Origin of the sequence: Achromobacter pulmonis, assembly GCF_002885955.2 — a bacterium.
Classification (GTDB): domain Bacteria; phylum Pseudomonadota; class Gammaproteobacteria; order Burkholderiales; family Burkholderiaceae_B; genus Achromobacter; species Achromobacter pulmonis_A.
The window spans coordinates 185,771-205,009 of sequence record NZ_POQS01000001.1 but is presented as its reverse complement, the minus strand read 5'-3'; the positions used below and the strand labels follow the sequence as shown (position 1 = coordinate 205,009).

The following is a 19,239-nucleotide window of genomic DNA, read 5'->3' as shown; positions in this document are numbered from 1 at the left end:
CCAAAAATTTAGGGAAGCCTATAATTCTACTATTCTTTCAAGCAGACATTCAAGCGACAGATAGCCAAGCTACTCCATGGGCACCATTACCAATCAAGCCGATCTGGCCAAGATGCGCGCGGCCTGCCAGGACGCCGCCAAAGTTCTCGATTTCATCACCCCCTACGTCAAGCCGGGCGTCACCACCGGCGAGCTGGACCGGTTGTGCCTGGAGTACCTGACCGACGAGCTGGGCGTGAAGTCGGCCACCGTGGGCTACGCGCCGCCCGGCTATCCGCCCTTCCCCGGCGCCATCTGCACCTCGGTCAACCATCAGGTCTGCCATGGCATCCCGGGCGACAAGGTGCTGAAAAATGGGGACTCATTGAATATCGACGTCACCATCATCAAGGACGGCTGGTTCGGCGACACCAGCCGCATGTACGCGGTGGGCGAACAGTCCATTCTTTCCCGCCGCCTCAGCGAAATCACCTTCGAGTGCATGTGGAAGGGAATCCAGCAGGTCAAGAATGGCGCCACGCTGGGCGACGTCGGCCACGCGATCCAGAAGCACGCCGAAGCCAACGGCTTTTCCGTGGTGCGCGAGTTCTGCGGCCACGGCATCGGCCAGCGCTTCCATGAAGACCCGCAGGTGCTGCACTACGGCAAGCCGGGCACCGGCGTGCCGCTGACCACCGGCATGCTGTTCACCATCGAGCCCATGATCAACGCCGGCCGCCGCGAGATCCGCCAGCTGTCCGACGGCTGGACCGTGGTCACCCGCGACCACAGCCTGTCGGCCCAGTGGGAGCATGCCGTATGCGTGACCGAAACCGGCTACGAAGTGCTGACCCTGTCGCCCGGCATGCCCCAGCCGCCGGCCTTCATCACCGAACCCCTCGTCATTCCCGCCGTCTGACGCCCCGACGCCCGCCGCCATGACCGCCGACACCCTCAGCGCCCTGCGCGCCCGCATCCAGGAAGCCCGGCAGGCGGCGGTGGCCCAGTTCCGCAGCCACGAAAGGCCGGACCCGCTGCTGACCGAGCTGCGCCGCATCGTCGACGCCGCCCTGCGCGACCTGGTCAAGCACTGCCCCCTGCCCGCCGGCGCCACGCTGGCGGCCGTGGGCGGATACGGCCGCGGCGAGCTCTACCCCCATTCGGACGTCGATCTGCTGATCCTGCTGCCGCACGCCCCCACGCGCGAGGACGAGGCCGCCATCGGGCGGCTGGTGGCCGCGCTCTGGGACCTGGGGCTGGAGCCCGGCCACAGCGTGCGCACCATCGAGGACTGCGAGCGCGAGGCCGAGGCGGACATCACGGTGGAGACGGCGCTGCTGGAATCGCGCTGGCTGGCCGGCAGCCGCGCGCTGATGAAGAAGTTCGAGGCCGCCACGCAGTCGCGCCTGGACCCGCGCGCCTTCTTTCGCGCCAAGCGCGTCGAGATGCAGCAGCGCCATGCCCGCTACCACGACACGCCCTACGCGCTGGAGCCCAACTGCAAGGAATCGCCCGGCGGGCTGCGCGACCTGCAGGTGATCCTGTGGATGGCGCGGGCGGCCGGCTTCGGCGACAGCTGGCGCTCGGTGGCGCAGGCCGGCCTGCTGACCTCCTCGGAGGCGCGCGACCTGCGCCGCGCGGAACAGGCCTTCAAGCGCCTGCGCATCGAGCTGCACCTGCTGGCCAACCGGCGCGAGGACCGCGTGCTGTTCGACCTGCAGCCGGCGCTGGCCGAGGTCTACCGCATCCACGCCACCGCCACGCGCCGCGGCAGCGAACTGCTGATGCAGCGCTATTACTGGGCCGCGCGCCTGGTAACGCAGCTGAACGGCATCCTGGTGCAGAACATCGAGGAACGGCTGTTCCCGCGCCCCGACAGCGACGCGCGCGAAATCGACGACGATTTCCGCAACCTGCGCGACCGGCTGGACATCATCCGCGACGACGGTTTCGAGCGTAACCCCACCCTGCTGCTGCGCGCCTTCCTGGTGATGCAGCAGCATCCGGAACTGACCGGCATGTCGGCCCGCACGCTGCGGGCCATCTGGCATTCCCGCCACCGCATCGACGCGCAGTTCCGCCGCAATCCGGTCAACCGCAAGCTGTTCCTGCAGATCCTGCAGCAACCGCGCGGCATCGTGCACGAGCTGCGGCGCATGACCATGCTGAACATCCTGCCGCGCTACCTGCCGGTGTTCCGCCGCATCGTCGGCCAGATGCAGCACGACCTGTTCCACGCCTATACCGTGGACCAGCACACCCTGGCCGTGGTGCGCAACCTGCGCCGCTTCACCATGCCGGAGCACGCGCAGGAATATCCGCTGGCCAGCCAGCTGATCGCCGGGCTGGACCGGCACTGGCTGCTGTACGTGGCGGCGCTGTTCCACGACATCGCCAAGGGCCGCGGCGGCGACCACTCCGAACTCGGCGCGCGCGAGGTGCGCAAGTTCGCGCAGGACCACGGCATGGAGGCCGAGGACACCGCCCTGGTCGAATTCCTGGTGCGCCAGCACCTGCTGATGTCGGCCGTGGCGCAAAAGCGCGACCTGTCCGACCCGGCCGTGGTACAGGACTTCGCGGCCATCGTGCAGAACGAGCGCCGCCTGACCGCGCTGTACCTGCTGACCGTGGCCGACATCCGCGGCACCAGCCCCAAGGTCTGGAACGCCTGGAAAGGCAAGCTGCTCGAAGACCTGTACAAGCTCACGCTGGCCGCGCTGGGCGGCGCGCACGCCGACGCCCACACCGTGCTGGCCGAGCGCAAGGAAGAGGCAGCCCGCCTGACGCGGCGGGCGGGGCTGCGCGACGACGCCCGCGAAGCCTTCTGGAACCAGCTGGACGTGGCGTATTTCCTGCGCCACGACGCCTCCGACATCGCCTGGCACACGCGCCACCTGTACCACCAGGTCGAGCCGGCGCAGGCCGTGGTCCGGGCCCGCCCCACCGAACACGGCGAGGGCCTGCAGATCATGGTGTACACCCGCGACGCGCCCGACCTGTTCGTGGCGATCTGCGGCTATTTCGACGCCAAGTCGCTCTCCATCCAGGACGCCCGCATCCACACCACGCGCCACGGCTGGGCGCTGGACAGCTTCATCGTGCTGCTGCCCGAAGGCGCCAGCGACCTGCGCGCCCAGGCCACCCTGGTCGAGCACGAGCTGGCCGAACGCCTCAAGGACCCGCATGCCGCGGCGCAGCGGCATGGCACCGGCGGCGGCTATTACGGCCGCGGCCGCCAGTCCCGCGTGTCGCGGGTGTTCCCCATCATGCCGCAGGCCGAGCTGCAGCCCGACGAGCGCAGCACGTCCTGGCGACTGTCCGTCATCGCCACCGACCGCCCCGGCCTGCTGCACGCGCTGGCGCGCGTCTTCGCCGAACACGAGGTCAACCTGGTCATGGCCAAGATCATGACGCTGGGCGACCGGGTCGAAGACGTGTTCATCGTGGACGGCGCGGCGCTGACCCGCCCGCGCAGCCAGATGCAGTTCGAGCGCGACGTCCTGGACGCGCTGGCCGGCGAGGAAGCCGGCCGCCGCGCCGCCTGAATCCGCCCGTCCGGCCGGCATCGCCAGCGCCGGCCGGACGGCATACAATCCCGGTTTTCGGCCACGCGGCGTCCGCCATCCATGCAGCTCAATGACTACCTACGCGTCTTCGGGAGCAGCTTTTTCTTCGCGCTGGCCACGCTGCTGCCGTTTCTCAATCCGCCCGCGATCGCGCCCATCTTCCTGTCGCTGACGGAAGGCGCTTCTTCCGCGACCCGGATGGTGCTGGCCAAGCGCGTCGCCATCAACGTCTGCCTGATGCTGATCGTGGCCATGGTGGCCGGCAACGTGCTGCTGAGTTTTTTCGGGATTTCGCTGTCCATCGTGCGGGTCGGCGGCGGCATGCTGGTGATCGCCAGCGCCTGGCGCCTGGTGAACTCGCCCGACGCCGACACCGAACGCGTGGCGCGCATGGCCGAATCCTTCACCCCCGAAATGGCCAAGGCCCGCGCCTTCTATCCGCTTACCTTCCCGATCAGCTGCGGCCCGGGCTCGATCGCCGCGGCCATCACGGTCGGGGTCTCGCTGCGCGACCAGAACCACGTGCTCAGCCTGGTGCGCCTGGGCGGCTCGATCCCGGGCATTATCGTCGTGTCCGTGACGCTCTACATCTGCCTGCGCTTCGCCGCGCAGATGCTGCACCGGCTCGGCGATAATGGCACCGCCGTATTCATGCGGCTGTCGGCCTTCATCATGCTGTGCCTGGGCGTGCAGATCTTCTGGGAAGGCTCGCGCGAACTGCTGCTTGGCGTCCTGCAGCAGGTGATGCAACCAATTCCGATTCCCAAGGCCTAAGCCCCTGCCTTTCGCAACCACTACCGCAGAACAATGACCTCACGCTCCGAACGCCTGCTCCGCCTCATCGCCCTTTTCTGCTTCGGCGCGGTCGGCATCGCCCTGATATCCCAGCACGTCTTCGACATGCCGCCCTGCGCCTGGTGCGTCATGCAGCGCCTGATCTACCTGGCGATCGGCATCGTCGCGCTGGTGGGCGGGTTCGGCGGCGGACGCGCGCTGACCCGCGTCTGCGGCGCGCTGTCCGCGCTACTGGCGGCCGCCGGCGTCGTCGCCGCCTGGTACCAATACAGCGTGGCGGCCAAGATGCTGTCCTGCGACCAGACCTTCGCCGACCGCTTCATGAGCGGCACGGGGCTGGACGGCGCGGTGCCATGGCTGTTCGGCATCTACGCCACCTGCATGGACGCCGTGGTGTCGGTGCTGGGCATCGAATACGCCCTGTGGAGCCTGGCGCTCTTCGTCATCGTGTTCTTCATGGCGCTGCCGGTCGTGTTCGGGCGCGGGCGCGCGTGACCGAAGCGCAGGACGCATGCCCGGCGTCGAATTTGAAATACCTCACCGGCTACCCCGAACACCTGCTGCTCCAGGCGCGCAAGCTGCTGGACCAGGGCAAGCTGGGCGCGGCGCTGCGGTCGCGCTATCCGGCGGGCGCGCACGGCGTGCGCACGGACCGCGCGCTGTACCAGTACGTGACGGACCTGAAGAATACGCACATGCGCAACGGCGACCAGATCAACAAGGTCGCCTTCGACAGCAAGATCCACGTGATCCAGCACGCGCTGGGCCAGCATACCTACGTGTCGCGCGTGCAGGGCGGCAAGCTCAAGGCCAAGCATGAGATCCGCGTGGCGACGCTGTTCAAGACGGTGCCGGCGGAATTCCTGAAGATGATCGCGGTCCATGAGCTGGCCCACCTGAAGGAAAAGGACCACAACCGGGCCTTCTACAACCTGTGCCTGCACATGGAGCCGCAGTACCACCAGTACGAGTTCGACCTGCGGCTGTACCTGACCCACCTGGACCATGCCGGCGAGGCGCTCTGGCCGGCCCCTGGCGGCGCAGGCCTATAAGGCGGCCAGCGCCACCTCGATCACATCCAGCAGGCATTGGCGCCGCTGCGGCGCGGGGCTGCCTTTGGCCAGCACCCGCAGCCCCTGGACGGTGCCGACGAAGAACCGCGCCAGCGCCCGCGGGCTTTTCGTGGCGGCGATCTCGCCCGATTGCTGTCCGCGCCGGATCAGTTGCTCCAGGGCTTTTTGCAGGCTCAGGAAGTTGTGCGCCACCAGTTCGGCGACCGCGACGTCCTGCCCCGCCAGTTCCAGCGAGGCGTTGGCGGCCAGGCAGCCGCGCCGCTGCGGATCGCGCAACTCGTCCTCGGCCACGCGCATCAGCAGCTGCCGGATCAGCGCCTTGGGCGAGCCAGGCCCGGACAGCAGCGCCACGTTGGACCCGGTGACGGCCTGGTAGCGGCGCAGGGCCTGCCGGTACAGGCCCTGTTTGTTCTCGAACGCGTTGTACAGGCTGCTGCGCGACAGGCCGGTGCCGTCGACCAGGTCCTGCACCGACGTCGCGGCATAGCCGCGCCGCCAGAACACCTGCATGGCGGCGTCGGCGATGTCGTCCGGCTCGAACGCTTTGGTGCGCATGGCAATCCGCCTGACTGGAATGATCGTTCCGGCCAATTTACGATGCAGGCCCGGCAGCGTCAACGGCCCAAAACAAAGAACCCTCCGGTTCAAGGGAGGGTTCTTCGCAAGGCCCGCGGGATTCAGGCGTCGTTGGCGGCGTAGCCCATGTTGAACTGCAGGCCGCTGGCGCCGCCCTCGTCGCCGGGCTCGCCGCGCGACTGGCCCAGGCGCGCCAGGTACTCGGCGGTGATGTCGCCGGTGACGTACTCGCCGTCGAAGCACGAGGCCTCGAAGCGCGACAGCTTGGGATTGATGTCGCGCACCGCCTGCTGCATGTCCTGCAGATCCTGGTAGACCAGGTTGTCGGCGCCGATCGCGCGGGCGATTTCCTCGTCGCTGCGGCCGGTGGCGATCAGCTCGCTCTGCGTGGGCATGTCGATGCCGTAGACGTTGGGGAAGCGCACCGGAGGCGCGGCCGAGGCGAAATACACCTTGTTGGCGCCGGCGGCGCGGGCCATGTCCACGATTTCGCGGCTGGTGGTGCCGCGCACGATGGAGTCATCGACCAGCAGCACGTTCTTGCCCTTGAACTCCATGCCGATGGCGTTGAGCTTCTGGCGCACGGATTTGCGGCGCACCGCCTGGCCCGGCATGATGAAGGTGCGGCCGACGTAGCGGTTCTTGATCAGGCCTTCGCGGTAGTCCAGGTTCAGGCGCGCGGCCAGCTGCATGGCGGCCGGACGCGAGGAATCGGGAATCGGCATGACCACGTCGATGTCGCCCAGGCGCATGTTGCGCGCCACCTTGTCGGCCAGGTATTCGCCCATGCGCAGGCGCGCGTCATACACCGACACGCCGTCGATCAGCGAATCGGGACGCGCGAAGTACACGTATTCGAAAATGCAGGGCACCAGCTGCGGGTTCTCGGCGCACTGGCGGCTGACGAAGCGGCCGTCCAGGTCGATGAACACGGCCTCGCCCGGCTCGACGTCGCGCACGAAGGCGAAACCGCTGCCTTCCAGCGCCACCGATTCCGAGGCGACCATCCATTCCACGCCCTCTTCGGTTTCCTGGCGGCCGATGCACAGCGGCCGGATGCCGTTGGGATCGCGGAAGGCCAGCAGGCCGTAGCCGGAAATCTGGGCCACCACCGCGTAGGCGCCGCGCACGCGCTTGTGCACGGCCGCCACGGCGCGGAACATCGCGTCGTCGTCCAGCGACACGCCATTGGCCGCCGACTGCAGTTCGTGGGCCAGCACGTTCAGCAGCACTTCCGAATCGGAATTGGTGTTGATGTGGCGGCGGTCGACGCGGTAGAGCGATTCGCGCAGTTCGCGCCAGTTGGTCAGGTTGCCGTTGTGGGCGAACATGATGCCGAACGGCGCGTTGACGTAGAACGGCTGGGCCTCTTCCTCGCTGGCGCTGGAGCCGGCGGTGGGATAGCGCACCTGGCCGATGCCCGAGGTGCCCGGCAGCGCGCGCATGTTGCGCGTGCGGAAGACGTCGCGCACCAGGCCGTGGGCCTTGTACATATTGAACTGGTTGCCTTGCGACGTCGCGATGCCCGCTGCGTCCTGCCCGCGGTGCTGCAACAGCAGCAAGCTGTCATAGAGCAACTGGTTGACCGGCCCGCGCCCGATGACCCCTACGATTCCACACATGGTGAGATTTCCTGGTTGATTTGAAGCAGATCAATACGGCAGCCACGTCGCCAGGGACGGCGGCAGCCAGGTCTTGATATGTTTGATGGCCTCGATGGCCGAATGCGAAAACATGGCGTCCTGCCACCACGGCTCCTGCGGCAGCGGCGTATACCCGGCCGCGGCGACCAGCGCCAGCACGATCAGCAGGCCGCGCGCCAGCCCGAACATGCCGCCCAGGCCGTGGTCGGCGGGGCTCAGGCCGGTGCTGCGGATCAAGGCGGAAAGCGTCATGTTGACCAATCCCACGCCGAGCAGCACGATGATGAACACCGCCGCGTACGAAACTCCCATGCGCAACAGCGTTGTTTCAATATAGGGCTCCAGCCAGGCGTAGACCGTGGGCCCCCACCATATCGCCGCCACGAAGGCCAGCAGATAGGCGACCAGCGACAGCACCTCTTTCAGCAGGCCGCGCACCAGTCCCAGCACACCCGAAACCACCAGGATGGCCAGCACGACGAAGTCGAAGCCGGTCACTATTGCGCGGCGATGAAACCATTGTCATAGCCCAGGGTGCGCAACCGCGCCTGGGCCGCCTGCGCCGCCTCGCGCGAGGGGAACGGCCCCACCCGCAGACGGTACTGCTGCTTGCCGTTGATCGTGGCCTGTTCGACGAAGGCGTTGGTCACGCCCGCCTGGTGCAGCTTGCTGCGGCGCGACTGCGCATCCTCGGAGGTCGTGTAGGCGGCGATCTGGAGCACGAAATTACCCTTGGTGGCCGCGGGCTTGGCGGCCGGCTTGGGCGCCGGTTCAGCGCGACCTTCGAGCAGCGCCAGCGCGCGCGCGCCGTCGTCGGAGCGCGAGTCCTGCTTGGGCGGCGTGGCCGGCTTGGGCTCGGGCTTGGCTTCCGGCTTGGGCGGCGTCACGGGCTTGGGCGGCGTGGCCGGCGGCGTCGCCGGCTGCGCGGCCGGCGGGGTCGCCGTGGCGGGCGGCTGCACGGACGCGACCGCGGGCGGCTCGGGCACCGGCTCGGCCGGCGCGGCGTCGGCGGGGGCCGGCGTTTCCGGCGCGGCGACCTGCGGTTCGCTTACTTGCGGCTGGAACGGCGTATTGCGTTCCGGCACGCGGATGGGGATGTTGTCGGCCACGGGCTCGGGCTGGGAATCGAGCACCATGGGCAGGATGATGACAGCGGCCAGCACCAGCGCGACCGCGCCTGCCAGCCGGCGCCGCGCGCGCCCGCGCAGCTCCGCAGCCTGCACTTCGCTAGGCACTGCCGCCCTTCTGGAGGACTGCGCCTGGTCGGCAGGATCTTTGCGTTTGAAAAAACCCATGGGGGAGAATTCCTTGCGGCTATAGGGCGGGCGGCGAGCCGCCTGTGAGCCCGCCTGGGAGCGTTTGACCCGTTCTTGACCCGATCTTGCCTTAGGCCTTGCGGCCCAGCGCCTGCAAAACCGAGGCTACCGTCAGAAACGATCCGAACACCACGATTCTATCATTCTCGCCCACCCGTTCACGCGCCGCCGCAAAGGCCTGGGCCGGGTCGGCGTAGGCGCTCACGCCGGGGCTTTCGCCGCCCGCGGGCACCGGCGGCAAGGCGGCCGCGACCTGCTCGGCCAGCGCCTCGCCGGTGGCGCCGCGCGGCCCGGGCAGCCCGGCGCAATACCAGTAGTCGACGCGCGTGCCGAGCTTGGCGACGACGCCGGCCAGGTCCTTGTCGTTGAGCATGCCGAACACCGCGTGGGTATACGGGTGGAAGCTCATGTTGTCCAGGTTCTGGGCCAGCACGGCCGCGGCGTGCGGGTTGTGCGCCACGTCCAGGATGATGGTGGGCTGGCCGGGCAGGATCTGGAAGCGGCCGGGCAGCGAGGCCTGCAGCAGCCCCAGGCGCACGGCCTGCTGCGGCACCGGCAGGCGGTCGCGCACCGATTCCAGCGCGGCCAGCGCGGCCGAGGCGTTGAGCAGCTGGTTGGCGCCGCGCAGCGCCGGATAGGCCAGCGAGTTGCGGCGCTGGCCGCGCCCGCCGTAGGCCCATTGCTGGCGATCGCCGGAATAGTTGAAGTCGCGGCCGAACAGCCACAGGTCGGCGCCGATTTCCGCGACGTAGTCGAGCAGCGACTGCGGAGGCGCGGGATCGCTGCAGATGGCGGGACGGCCGGCGCGGTAGATGTGGGCCTTTTCAAAGCCGATCTTCTCGCGCGTGTCGCCCAGCCAGTCGGTGTGGTCCAGGTCGACGCTGGTGACGATGGCGCAATCGGCGTCGACGATGTTGACGGCGTCCAGGCGGCCGCCCAGCCCCACTTCCAGCACCACGGCGTCCAGGCGCGACTGCGAGAACAGGCGCAGGATGGCCAGCGTGGTGAATTCGAAGTACGTGAGGGAGACGTCGCCGCGCGCCGCCTCGACCGCCTGGAACTGCTCGATCAGGGCCTCGTCGGTGGCGATCTGGCCGTTGATGCGGGCGCGCTCGTTGAAGTCGATCAGGTGCGGCGAGGAGTACAGCCCGACCTTGTAGCCGGCCGCCAGCAGGATGGATTCCAGCATGGCACAGGTCGAGCCCTTGCCGTTGGTGCCGCCGACCACGAACTTCATGGCGTTCAGCTCCAGCCCCAGGCGCGCGGCCACCTCGCGCACCCGGTCCAGGCCCATGTCGATCGCGGTGGCGTGGATGGATTCCAGGTACTGCAGCCAATCGGACAGGCTGGCGGAAGCATCAGGCGTGCGGACAGAAGACATGGCGGGGCCGTAAAGTGGCATCAGAGTGGAACCAGCCGCGGATTTTAACAGTCCGGGCCCGGTGTTTTCCCTAATCCCCCAGGGCGCGAAGCGGTATCCGGGCCGAAAAACCGCTTGCCGATTCTTTTCTCATACATAAAAATAAATTCACATATGAAAATTTGAGGGAAAAACATGAGCACTGGCAAGACGCCCCGCTGGCTGGTCCGGGAAGCCGACGTCCCGGGCTACCACCCCGCCAACCACACCGGCACCCTGAACCGCCGCCTCATCGGCCCGGACACCGTCGGCGCCCGCGGCGTGGAGGTGCTGCTGGGCGTCATCGAAAAGGGCAAAGGCGCGCTGCCCCACGCCCATCCGGGCATCGAACAGGTCTGCTACCTGATTTCCGGCACCGCGCGCGCCCAGGTGCAGGACGAAGCGGCCGACATGGGCCCGGGCGACTGCTGCTACTTCCCGCCCGACGTGCCGCACGTGTTCACGGTCACCAGCGACGAGCCGGCGCGGCTGCTGGTGATCTACACGCCCCCTTATGAAGAATCCCCGGATCGCGTGATCCGGGACTTTCCGGCGCCCCCCTCCGCCGCCTGAAGCGGCGGCAGCCCCCGCGACCGCGGCCGCAGAAGCCGCGCCGCGGGCCGACAACACAGGAGACAAACCATGAAATTCCTGAACCTGCTGAAGGCCGTGCTGGTCGGCGGCGCGGCCCTCGCGGCCGCCCCGCAGGCCCAGGCGGCCGACTATCCGGTCAAGCCCATCACACTGATCGTGCCGTTTCCGGCCGGCTCCGGCACGGACGCCGTGGGCCGCATTTTCGGTTCCGAGCTGTCGGCCATCCTGGGCCAGCAGATCGTGGTGGAGAACAAGCCCGGGGCCAACGCCACCATCGCGGCCGCCTACGTGGCGCGCGCCAAGCCGGACGGCTACACGCTGTTCGTCACCACCAACACCTCGCACTCGGCCGCCCCCTGGCTGATGAAGAACGTGCCCTACGACCCGGTCAAGGACTTCACGCCGATCGCGCGCGGCGGCAACCTGCCCTTCATTCTGGTGGTCAACCCCAAGCGTCCGTGGAAGAACGTCGGCGAGCTGGTGGCCGACGCGCGCCAGCGCCCGGGCCGCATCACCTACGCCAGCGGCAACAGCACCGGCATCGTCGCCGGCGCCACCCTGGCCAACCGCGCCAAGATCGACATCCTGCACGTGCCTTACAAAGGCACGCCGCAGGCCCTGACCGACGTGGTCGGCGGCCAGGTGGACTTCATGTTCACCGATCTGGCCTCCGGCCTGCCCTTCGTGCAGTCGGGCCAGCTGCGGGCGCTGGCCGTGTCCACCGCCGAGCGCAGCGCCATCGTGCCGGAACTGCCCTCCATGGCCGAGGCCGGCGTGCGGGACTTCGACCTGAACTCCTGGAACGGCTATTTCGGCCCTGCCGGCCTGCCGCCGGAGATCGTCGCCAAGCTGAACGCGGCGATCAACCAGGTGGTGTCCAAGCCCGAGGTCAAGCAGCGCCTGGCCGGCCTGGGCTTCGACGCTTTCTCCGGCACGCCGCAGGACTTCGGCCGGTTCGTCGGAGAGCAGCGCGACCTGTGGGGCAAGCTGATCCGCGACGCGGGCATCCAGCAGCAATGAGCGCCCAGCCCACCCCCACCGCCGCCGGACCGCTCGCCGGCGTGCGCATCCTGGACCTGAGCTCGGTCGTCATGGGCCCCTACGCCACCCAGGTCCTGGGCGACCTAGGCGCCGACGTCATCAAGGTGGAGCCTCCCGCCGGCGACAACCTGCGCGCCGTCGGCCCCATGCGCAACCCCGGCATGGGCCACCTGTACCTGCACCTGAACCGCAACAAGCGCTCGGTGGTGCTGGACCTGAAAACGCCCGAGGGCCTGGAGGCCTGCCTCAAGCTGGCCGAAAGCTGCGACGCCCTGCTCTACAACATCCGCCCCCAGGCCATGGCGCGGCTGGGCCTGTCCTATGAGGCGGTGGCCGCGCGCAACCCGCGCATCGTGTACCTGGGCGCCTACGGCTTCAGCGAGGCCGGCCCCTACGCCGGACGGCCCGCCTACGACGACCTGATCCAGGGCCAGACCGGCATCGCCGCCCTCGCCGCCCAGCAAAGCGGCGAGCTGCCGCGCTACGCGCCGCTGACGCTGGCCGACCGCGCCGTCGGCCTGCACGTGGCCATCGCGCTGGTGTCGGCGGTGCTGCACGCCCGCGGCAGCGGGCGCGGCCAGCAGGTGGAGATCCCCATGTTCGAGGGCATGGCGCACATGATGCTGGGCGACCACCTGGGCGGCGCCACCTTCGAGCCGGCGCTGGGCCCCACCGGCTACGCCCGCCTGCTCGCGCCGCACCGCCGTCCCTACGCCACGGCCGACGGCTATATCTGCCTGCTTATCTACAACGACAAGCACTGGCGCAATTTCTTCGACCTGATCGGGCGGCCGGAATTGTGCGTGGACCCGCGCTTTTGCAGCCACGGCGCGCGCGCCGCCCATATCGACGAGGTCTATGCCTTCGTCGCCGACGTGATCGCGACGCGCGCCAGCCAGGAATGGCTGACCGAGCTGGCGCGGGCCGATATCCCGGCCTCGCAGCTCTACACGATCGACGGCCTGCTGCAGGACGAGCACCTGGCGGCCACCGGCTTCATCCGCCACGTGGACCACCCCAGCGAAGGCCCGATCCGCACGCCCGCCCCGCTGGGCCGTTACGAAGGCACCCCGACCGCCCTGCGCCGGCCCGCCCCGCGGCTGGGCCAGCACAGCCGCGAAGTACTGGAGCAGGCCGGCTACGACCGCGCCAGCATCAACGCCATGGCAGACCGTGGCATCACCCAGGATGGAAACGACTGATGGACTTTGAATTCACGCCCGAGCAACTGGCCCTGCGCGACGCCGTCGCCCGCATCTGCGAACGCTATCCCGACGAATACTGGCAGGAACGCGACCGCGAAGGCGGCTTTCCCGAGCCGCTGCACGCCGACCTGGCGCGCGACGGCTGGCTGGGCATCGCCATGCCGCCGGAATACGGCGGCGCCGGCCTGGGCATGACCGAGGCCGCGCTGATGATGCAGACCATCGCCGCCTCCGGCGCGGGCTTTACCGGCGCCTCGGCCGTGCACATGAACATCTTCGGGCTCAACCCCGTGGTGGTGTTCGGCAGCGACGAGCAGCGTCGCCGCTGGCTGGAGCCGCTCATCGCCGGCCGCGAGAAGGCGTGCTTCGCGGTGACCGAGCCCGACGCCGGCCTGGACACCACCAAGCTGGGCACGCGCGCCGTGCGCCAGGGCGACGAATACGTGGTGCACGGCCGCAAGATCTGGATCTCGACCGCCCAGGTCGCCCACAAGATGCTGCTGCTGGCGCGCACCACCCCGCTGTCGGAGGTGGAAAAGCCCACCCAGGGCCTGTCGCTCTTCTATACCGACCTGGACCGCGAGCGCGTCGAGGTCCGCGAGATCGAGAAAATGGGCCGCAAGGCCGTGGATTCCAACATGCTGTTCATCGACGGCCTGCGGATTCCGGTGGCCGACCGCATCGGCGAGGAAGGCCGCGGCTTCGAATACATCCTGCACGGCCTGAACCCCGAGCGCATCCTGATCGCCGCCGAAGCCGTGGGCATCGGCCGCGCCGCGCTGGAACGGGCGGTGAAATACGCCGGCGAGCGCGTCGTGTTCGGCCGCCCGATAGGCCAGAACCAGGGCATCCAGCACCCGCTGGCCCAGGCCTGGATGCAGCTGGAGGCGGCCGACCTGATGGTGTACAAGGCCGCCAGCCTGTACGACGCCGGCAAGCCCTGCGGGCCCTATGCCAACAGCGCCAAATACCTGGCGGCCGAGGCCGGCTACAACGCCTGCCAGACCGCGGTGATGACGCTGGGCGGCATGGGCTACGCCAAGGAATACACGGTGGAACGCCTGCTGCGCGAGAGCTTCATCCCGCGCATCGCCCCGGTCAGCCCGCAGCTGATCATGTGCTTCATCGCCGAAAAAGTGCTGGGGCTGCCCAAGTCCTATTGAGCGCCAGGCAGGCTACGCCTGCTGCTCCAGCGCCGTGCAGGCCGAGCGCAGGATGCGGGCGTAGTTCTCCTGCTGGGGCTCGATGCGGTAGATCGGCCCGCCCACCGAGATGGCGTAGCGCTCGCCCGAGAGCGTGACCGGCCAGGCGATGGCGCCCACGTCGGCGATGGATTCGCCGCTGTTCATGAACCAGCCGCGCTCGCGCGAGCGCTCCAGGTCGGCCAGCAGCGCCTCGGGCGTGATCAGCGTGCGTTCGTTGTGGCGGGTCATGGGCATGCCGGCCAGCAGCGCGTCGCGGGCCGGCGCGTCCAGCACCGACAGCAGCGCCTTGCCCAGCGAATTGGCGTGTATGTCCTTGAACTCGCCGGCGACCGGCGCGTAGCGGATGGTGTGCGGCGAATCCAGCACGTCCAGGTACACCACCCGCCCGTCCTGGGTCAGCTTGGCGAAAACCACGGTTTCGCGGGTCGCGTCGCGCAGCTCGGTCAGGCTGGGATACACCCGGTCCAGCACCGGATCGGCGCGCGCGATGCGCTGCGCCATGGCCAGCAGCCGGCCGGTGGGGTAATAGCCCTGGCGCCGCCCGGTTTCATATAGATAGCCCAGCCCGGTCAGGGTGCGGATCAGCGCCAGGCAGCTCGATACCGGGACGTCGAGCAGCCGGGCCAGCTCCGACAGCGGCAGCGCGCGCTTTTCGCGGGCGTAGGTTTCGATGATTTCAATGACTCGCAGCGCCGTCTTGACACTCATTGCCCCGTCCGAACCTTTACGTGTGAAACATCTGGCCCGCCGGACACTAAAGTTCCCCGCGGGCCTGCCGTAATGGTAGCTGAGAATTCCCTGAAACCCGCGCGTTCCACCCGGACGCCCGCAACGCAGTTGGAGTCATGATGGCCGTAACCCCGTTAGCCCCTGCATCGTTCGTTCCCTTGCAGGCCGCGCCCGCCCCCGTGGCGGCTGACCCGGCCGTCAGCGTCACGCCCCCCGCCGCCTCCGCCAATGGCGGCGGCGCCGGCAACGCAACCTCCGAGCAGGCCGACTCGAACAAGCTGCCCCTGGAAAAGGCCCTGGAGGAAATCAACCTCCAGATGAAGGCGTGGTCCACCCGCCTGCAGTTCGAAATCGATCCGGACGTGCACCAGGTGGTGGTGTCGGTCGTGGACGCGGAATCGGGCGACGTGGTGCGCACGATACCCAGCGAGGCGGTGCTGAGGATCGCCAAGATGATCGTGAACATGCAGGGCAACGGCATCAAGACGAGTGCCTGAACACAGAATTAAAACGGCGTTTGACGCATGTTCGGCGCCAATCCGCCGCAGAAGCGTCGAATTAGGGTTGCCTTTTGCCCTTACACGCCAGATCGCCGGCCCCGTATTTTTGACAGAATCGCATTGCTAGGAAGGATTTCACATGGCTTCTATCACCAATCTCGGCTCGACCACCGGACTGCCCCTGGAGGAGATCCTCTCGAAACTGCAGGCCGCAGAAGACAAAAAGCTGAGCCTGTACACCAACCGTCAGGCCAGCTATGAGGCGCGCGTGAGCGCCTTCGGCCAGATCCAGAGCGCCGTGGAAGCCCTGCAGAAAGCCGCCGCCGCGCTGGGCAAGTCGTCCACGCTGGACGCCGTCAAGGCCAACGTCGTGGGCGACGGCCTGACCGCCACCGTCGGCGCAGACGGCGCGACCATGGGCGAGTACGCCATCAAGGTCAAGAACCTGGCGGCCGCCCAGACCCTGCAGTCCGGCAACGTCGGCGACCGCACCGCCTCCAACGGCGCCGACGGCTCGTTCGAGATCGAGCTCACCAACGGCGAGAAGCACACCGTCAACCTGAACGGCGACACCTCGCTCAACGGCATCGCCAAGGCCATCAACAGCGATGACAAGGCCGGCGTGCGCGCCACCATCATCACCAACGAAAACGGCAGCTACCTGATGCTGAGCGCCAAGGACACCGGCGTGCAGGCCTCGGTCAAGTCCATCACGGTGACCGGCGACCAGAAGCTGCAGGACATCCTGAGCTACAACTCCGGCACCGGCGCCCAGCTCACGCAGCAGACCGCCGCCGCCGACTCCGAGATCGAAATCAACGGCATCACCGTCAAGAGCGGCAGCAACAACGTCTCCACCGCCATCGACGGCATCACGCTGAACCTCACCGCCCTGACCGGCAAGGACAGCGTCACCGGGGCCGACAAGGTCGTCACCCTCAAGCTCGAAGGCGACACCACCGTGGCCAGCAAGGCGGTCAAGGATTTCGTCGACGCCTACAACGCGCTGCAAACCACGATCGGTAAGCACACGGCCTTCGACGTCGCCGCCCAGACCAACCAGGCCCTGACCGGCGACAGCACCGCCCGCGGCATCCAGTCGTCCATGTCCAACGCGCTGCAGGTGGTCACCTCCGAAGGCTCGCTGCGTTCGCTGGCCGACCTCGGCATCACCATGGACCCCAAGACCGGCCAGCTCAAGCTGGACCAGAAGGAACTGGACAAGGCCCTGGCCGAGAACCCCGCCGACGTCAAGCGCATCATGACCGCGCCCGACGGCCTCGCCGCCCGCTTCGACGCCGCCACCAAGGCGGTGCTGGGCAGCAATGGCTCCATCAAGATCAGCCAGGACGGCCTGAACGAATCCATCAAGGACGTCAAGGACCAGCTGGCCCGCGCCAAGGCCTCCAGCACCGCGGCCATGGATGCGATGCGCGCCCAATTCATCGCTCTGGACAAGTTCGTCTCGCAGCAGACTGTCACGGCCAACTACCTGACCCAGCAGTTCGCGGCCATGAGCAAATCCAAGTAATTTATAGAAGATGCATTCATGACTTACGCCGCCCGCCGCCCCACCGGCTCCTACTCGGTGCGTTCCTATGCCGACATCGGCCTGGAGACCCAGGTCCTGGGCGCCAGCCCGGAAAGGCTGATTTCACTGCTGTACATGGGCGCCCGGGCGGCGATCGGGCAGGCCCGCCTTCACCTCCAGGAAGGCCGGGCGACGGAACGCGGGGCGGCCATCTCGAAGGCGATCAAGATCGTCGACGAAGGCCTGAAGACCGGACTGAACATGGACGCGGGCGGCGAAATCGCCGCCAATCTGGCCCGTCTCTACGATTACATCGTCCGCACGCTGCTGCTGGCGAACCTGCGCGCCGACGCCGCCGCGCTCGACACCGCCGACCGCCTGCTGGGGGATCTGGCCGAAGCCTGGCAGACGTCCATCGACCGCTCCGCCGTCGGCTTGCAGACCTGAAGGGCAGCTTACGCTCACCGCCCAGCCCTCGAACGCCCGAGATTTCCATGACGTCCATTACCCAGTACACCTCGCCCATCCTGGAGCACTACCAGGAGATCGCTCTCATCACGGGAGAAATGCTTGCGGCCGCCCAGGTGGGCGACTGGGACGGAGCCATGCAGCATGGCCAGCAGTACTGCGAACGGGTCGAGCGCCTGCGCCTGCTGGAATCCAGGACGCCGCTGGACGAATCCGGCCGCGCCATCAAGTACGACCTGCTGGTGCGCATCCTGGAAAACGACGCGCAGACGCGCGACCTGGCGTTGCCGCAGCTGGCGCGGCTGGGCGAACTGCTGGGCCGCATGAAGCGCCAGCAGACCCTGCTTTCCGCCTACGGCCACCAGGCGCCTGAAGAATGAGCGTAGGCCCCGCCGCACTCGGCAACGTCCTGGTGCAGCGGCTGGACGCCGTGCTCGGCACGACGATGTCCGCCGCCAACGCGAACCTGGCTTCCGGCGCGCGGCCGGACGCGGTCAGCCAGCCCGGCAGCCTGGACCGATCCGGCTCCGCCGACGGCTCGGCGCGCGATCCGCGCCAGGGCGTGCAAGGCGGCGGCGCCCGCGGCGAACGCCAGAATCCGGTCGTGGACGCCAAGACCGCCGCCGCGCTGGCCCTGGCGGCCCGCGGGCTGGTCACCAGCAGCGACACCACGGCCTCGGCCCCGACCACGCTGGGCACGACCGCGCGCACCATACTCGCCCTGCTGGCCCAATATCCCGAGGCCGCGCCCGCGCTGCAGGGCCGCGCGCCGCTGTGGACCGCCGGCGCGCCCGCCGGGCAGGCCAGCGGCCAGGCCCCGGGCGCACCTGCCCAGGCGCCCGCGGGCCAGCCGGCGCAACCCGCCCAAGCCGCCCCATCGGGACAGCCGGCGCCGCCCGCGGCCCAGGTTCCCGCTCCCCCCGCCGGCAAGCCCGAGCTGCCCGCCGTGCCAACCGCCGCGCTGCGCGGCGCCGATGCCGCGGTCCAGGCGCATGCGGCCGCCGCCCCCAGCGCGCGCGTGCTGGGCCAGGCCTTGCGCCAGGCGCTGCAGACCAGCGGCCTCTTCTATGAATCGCACTTGACCGACATGGTCTACGGCCGGACCTCTCCCGCCCAGTTGCGCGAAGAACCGCAAGCCCGGCTGGACCCGAACGCGGCGGCGAACAACACCGCAAACGCCCCGGCGCCGGCGCGTGCACGCGGCGAAACGCCCGCCCCGGCGCGCGCCAGCGGAGCGGACCCCGCGTCCCCGGCCCCCGCCGGCGGTTCGTCCTCCGCGCCGGGCGCGCCCATCGCCGGCATCCACCAGGACCTCACCGTGCTGGTTCGCCAGCAGCTCGACGTGCTGGCCAACCAGGCGCTGGCCTGGCAGGGCGAGGCCTGGCCCGGCACGCCCATGGAATGGGAAGTCGAACGCGAGCCCTATGGCGGCGACCCCGAAGCCGCCACGTCCACCTGGGCCACCCGAGTGAAGCTGGACCTGCCGCGCCTGGGCCTGGTCGACGCCCGCCTGAACCTGGCCGGCGACCAGCTGGTGCTGCAGCTCGTCGCCCCCCACAGCGCGTCCGAACTCCAGGACGACTCGGACACGCTGCGTTCGCGCCTGCTGGCCGCGGGCC

Annotated in this window: 20 protein-coding genes; 14 read left to right on the top strand and 6 right to left on the bottom strand. The window is 68.6% G+C overall.

Annotated elements, in window-relative coordinates; translation table 11 throughout:
* Window positions 1-76: 76 nt before the first annotated feature.
* From map to C1I89_RS00935, 5 genes are all read left to right on the top strand, one after another.
* Window positions 77-898: a type I methionyl aminopeptidase gene (map, locus tag C1I89_RS00955; protein WP_102770945.1), complete on the top strand. Its 822-nt coding sequence runs from the start codon at window positions 77-79 to the stop codon at window positions 896-898.
* 19 nt (window positions 899-917) lie between these two features.
* Complete coding sequence (locus tag C1I89_RS00950) at window positions 918-3,524, top strand: [protein-PII] uridylyltransferase (protein WP_102770944.1); 2,607 nt, start codon at window positions 918-920, stop codon at window positions 3,522-3,524.
* 81 nt (window positions 3,525-3,605) lie between these two features.
* On the top strand, window positions 3,606-4,319 hold the full coding sequence (locus C1I89_RS00945) for a MarC family protein (protein ID WP_102770943.1): 714 nt from the start codon (window positions 3,606-3,608) through the stop codon (window positions 4,317-4,319).
* A 33-nt stretch (window positions 4,320-4,352) separates the two neighbouring features.
* Window positions 4,353-4,835 carry a disulfide bond formation protein B gene (locus C1I89_RS00940; protein ID WP_102770942.1) on the top strand — a complete coding sequence of 161 codons (483 nt, stop codon included), beginning with the start codon at window positions 4,353-4,355 and terminating at the stop codon, window positions 4,833-4,835.
* A 32-nt stretch (window positions 4,836-4,867) separates the two neighbouring features.
* Complete coding sequence (locus tag C1I89_RS00935; RefSeq protein WP_102770941.1) at window positions 4,868-5,392, top strand: YgjP-like metallopeptidase domain-containing protein; 525 nt, start codon at window positions 4,868-4,870, stop codon at window positions 5,390-5,392.
* On the opposite strand, the gene C1I89_RS00930 is transcribed toward C1I89_RS00935, so the two are convergent.
* The 5 genes from C1I89_RS00930 to folC all read right to left on the bottom strand — a co-directional run bounded on the left by C1I89_RS00930 (window position 5,387) and on the right by folC (window position 10,329).
* Window positions 5,387-5,968 carry a TetR/AcrR family transcriptional regulator gene (locus tag C1I89_RS00930; RefSeq protein ID WP_102770940.1) on the bottom strand — a complete coding sequence of 194 codons (582 nt, stop codon included), beginning with the start codon at window positions 5,966-5,968 and terminating at the stop codon, window positions 5,387-5,389. The genes C1I89_RS00935 and C1I89_RS00930 overlap by 6 nt on opposite strands.
* Before the next feature lie 122 nt (window positions 5,969-6,090).
* Window positions 6,091-7,611, bottom strand: a complete 1,521-nt coding sequence (gene purF, locus C1I89_RS00925; RefSeq protein ID WP_102770939.1) for an amidophosphoribosyltransferase — start codon at window positions 7,609-7,611, stop codon at window positions 6,091-6,093.
* Window positions 7,612-7,641: 30 nt separating this feature from the next.
* Entirely contained in the window at window positions 7,642-8,130 is a 489-nt protein-coding gene (locus tag C1I89_RS00920; protein WP_102770938.1) for a CvpA family protein, read from the bottom strand.
* Complete coding sequence (locus C1I89_RS00915; protein WP_102770937.1) at window positions 8,130-8,927, bottom strand: SPOR domain-containing protein; 798 nt, start codon at window positions 8,925-8,927, stop codon at window positions 8,130-8,132. Before C1I89_RS00915 ends, C1I89_RS00920 begins: the two co-directional genes overlap by 1 nt.
* A 91-nt stretch (window positions 8,928-9,018) precedes the next feature.
* Window positions 9,019-10,329: a bifunctional tetrahydrofolate synthase/dihydrofolate synthase gene (folC, locus tag C1I89_RS00910; protein WP_102771806.1), complete on the bottom strand. Its 1,311-nt coding sequence runs from the start codon at window positions 10,327-10,329 to the stop codon at window positions 9,019-9,021.
* Window positions 10,330-10,503: 174 nt separating this feature from the next.
* On the opposite strand from folC, the gene C1I89_RS00905 reads away from it, so the two are divergent.
* From C1I89_RS00905 to C1I89_RS00890, 4 genes are all read left to right on the top strand, one after another.
* Window positions 10,504-10,920, top strand: coding sequence for a cupin domain-containing protein (locus C1I89_RS00905; protein WP_102770936.1), 417 nt, complete (start codon window positions 10,504-10,506; stop codon window positions 10,918-10,920).
* Window positions 10,921-10,989: 69 nt separating this feature from the next.
* Window positions 10,990-11,961 (top strand): Bug family tripartite tricarboxylate transporter substrate binding protein, encoded by a 972-nt coding sequence (locus C1I89_RS00900; RefSeq protein WP_181390866.1) that lies wholly within the window; start codon window positions 10,990-10,992, stop codon window positions 11,959-11,961.
* The gene (locus C1I89_RS00895) at window positions 11,958-13,184 is read left to right on the top strand and encodes a CaiB/BaiF CoA transferase family protein (RefSeq protein WP_102770935.1); all 1,227 of its coding nucleotides are present in this window, start codon (window positions 11,958-11,960) and stop codon (window positions 13,182-13,184) included. The genes C1I89_RS00900 and C1I89_RS00895 overlap by 4 nt, the downstream gene beginning before the upstream one ends.
* Window positions 13,184-14,350 (top strand): acyl-CoA dehydrogenase family protein, encoded by a 1,167-nt coding sequence (locus C1I89_RS00890; protein ID WP_102770934.1) that lies wholly within the window; start codon window positions 13,184-13,186, stop codon window positions 14,348-14,350. The genes C1I89_RS00895 and C1I89_RS00890 overlap by 1 nt, the downstream gene beginning before the upstream one ends.
* A gap of 12 nt (window positions 14,351-14,362) precedes the next feature.
* Here the strand turns inward: C1I89_RS00890 and C1I89_RS00885 are convergent, their stop codons facing one another.
* Window positions 14,363-15,100, bottom strand: a complete 738-nt coding sequence (locus C1I89_RS00885) for an IclR family transcriptional regulator (protein ID WP_102770933.1) — start codon at window positions 15,098-15,100, stop codon at window positions 14,363-14,365.
* 140 nt (window positions 15,101-15,240) lie between these two features.
* Between C1I89_RS00885 and C1I89_RS00880 the strand changes: the two genes are divergently transcribed.
* The 5 genes from C1I89_RS00880 to fliK form a co-directional block, all read left to right on the top strand.
* Window positions 15,241-15,618 carry a flagellar protein FlaG gene (locus C1I89_RS00880; protein ID WP_102770932.1) on the top strand — a complete coding sequence of 126 codons (378 nt, stop codon included), beginning with the start codon at window positions 15,241-15,243 and terminating at the stop codon, window positions 15,616-15,618.
* Between the two features lie 142 nt (window positions 15,619-15,760).
* Complete coding sequence (gene fliD / locus C1I89_RS00875; protein WP_102770931.1) at window positions 15,761-17,152, top strand: flagellar filament capping protein FliD; 1,392 nt, start codon at window positions 15,761-15,763, stop codon at window positions 17,150-17,152.
* A gap of 18 nt (window positions 17,153-17,170) precedes the next feature.
* Window positions 17,171-17,599, top strand: a complete 429-nt coding sequence (gene fliS / locus C1I89_RS00870) for a flagellar export chaperone FliS (RefSeq protein ID WP_102770930.1) — start codon at window positions 17,171-17,173, stop codon at window positions 17,597-17,599.
* Between the two features lie 47 nt (window positions 17,600-17,646).
* On the top strand, window positions 17,647-18,000 hold the full coding sequence (locus C1I89_RS00865; protein WP_102770929.1) for a flagellar protein FliT: 354 nt from the start codon (window positions 17,647-17,649) through the stop codon (window positions 17,998-18,000).
* Window positions 17,997-19,239 (top strand): flagellar hook-length control protein FliK (gene fliK / locus C1I89_RS00860; protein WP_102770928.1); only part of this gene is annotated, 1,243 nt, incomplete at its 3' end. The genes C1I89_RS00865 and fliK, both read left to right, overlap by 4 nt.

Coding starts and splice junctions, on each gene's coding strand:
- map (WP_102770945.1), top strand. CDS start 77: ATGGGCACCATTACCAATCAAGCCGATCTGGCCAAGATGCGCGCGGCC.
- C1I89_RS00950 (WP_102770944.1), top strand. CDS start 918: ATGACCGCCGACACCCTCAGCGCCCTGCGCGCCCGCATCCAGGAAGCC.
- C1I89_RS00945 (WP_102770943.1), top strand. CDS start 3,606: ATGCAGCTCAATGACTACCTACGCGTCTTCGGGAGCAGCTTTTTCTTC.
- C1I89_RS00940 (WP_102770942.1), top strand. CDS start 4,353: ATGACCTCACGCTCCGAACGCCTGCTCCGCCTCATCGCCCTTTTCTGC.
- C1I89_RS00930 (WP_102770940.1), bottom strand. CDS start 5,968: ATGCGCACCAAAGCGTTCGAGCCGGACGACATCGCCGACGCCGCCATG.
- purF (WP_102770939.1), bottom strand. CDS start 7,611: ATGTGTGGAATCGTAGGGGTCATCGGGCGCGGGCCGGTCAACCAGTTG.
- C1I89_RS00915 (WP_102770937.1), bottom strand. CDS start 8,927: ATGGGTTTTTTCAAACGCAAAGATCCTGCCGACCAGGCGCAGTCCTCC.
- folC (WP_102771806.1), bottom strand. CDS start 10,329: ATGTCTTCTGTCCGCACGCCTGATGCTTCCGCCAGCCTGTCCGATTGG.
- C1I89_RS00905 (WP_102770936.1), top strand. CDS start 10,504: ATGAGCACTGGCAAGACGCCCCGCTGGCTGGTCCGGGAAGCCGACGTC.
- C1I89_RS00900 (WP_181390866.1), top strand. CDS start 10,990: ATGAAATTCCTGAACCTGCTGAAGGCCGTGCTGGTCGGCGGCGCGGCC.
- C1I89_RS00895 (WP_102770935.1), top strand. CDS start 11,958: ATGAGCGCCCAGCCCACCCCCACCGCCGCCGGACCGCTCGCCGGCGTG.
- C1I89_RS00890 (WP_102770934.1), top strand. CDS start 13,184: ATGGACTTTGAATTCACGCCCGAGCAACTGGCCCTGCGCGACGCCGTC.
- C1I89_RS00885 (WP_102770933.1), bottom strand. CDS start 15,100: ATGAGTGTCAAGACGGCGCTGCGAGTCATTGAAATCATCGAAACCTAC.
- C1I89_RS00880 (WP_102770932.1), top strand. CDS start 15,241: ATGGCCGTAACCCCGTTAGCCCCTGCATCGTTCGTTCCCTTGCAGGCC.
- fliD (WP_102770931.1), top strand. CDS start 15,761: ATGGCTTCTATCACCAATCTCGGCTCGACCACCGGACTGCCCCTGGAG.
- fliS (WP_102770930.1), top strand. CDS start 17,171: ATGACTTACGCCGCCCGCCGCCCCACCGGCTCCTACTCGGTGCGTTCC.
- C1I89_RS00865 (WP_102770929.1), top strand. CDS start 17,647: ATGACGTCCATTACCCAGTACACCTCGCCCATCCTGGAGCACTACCAG.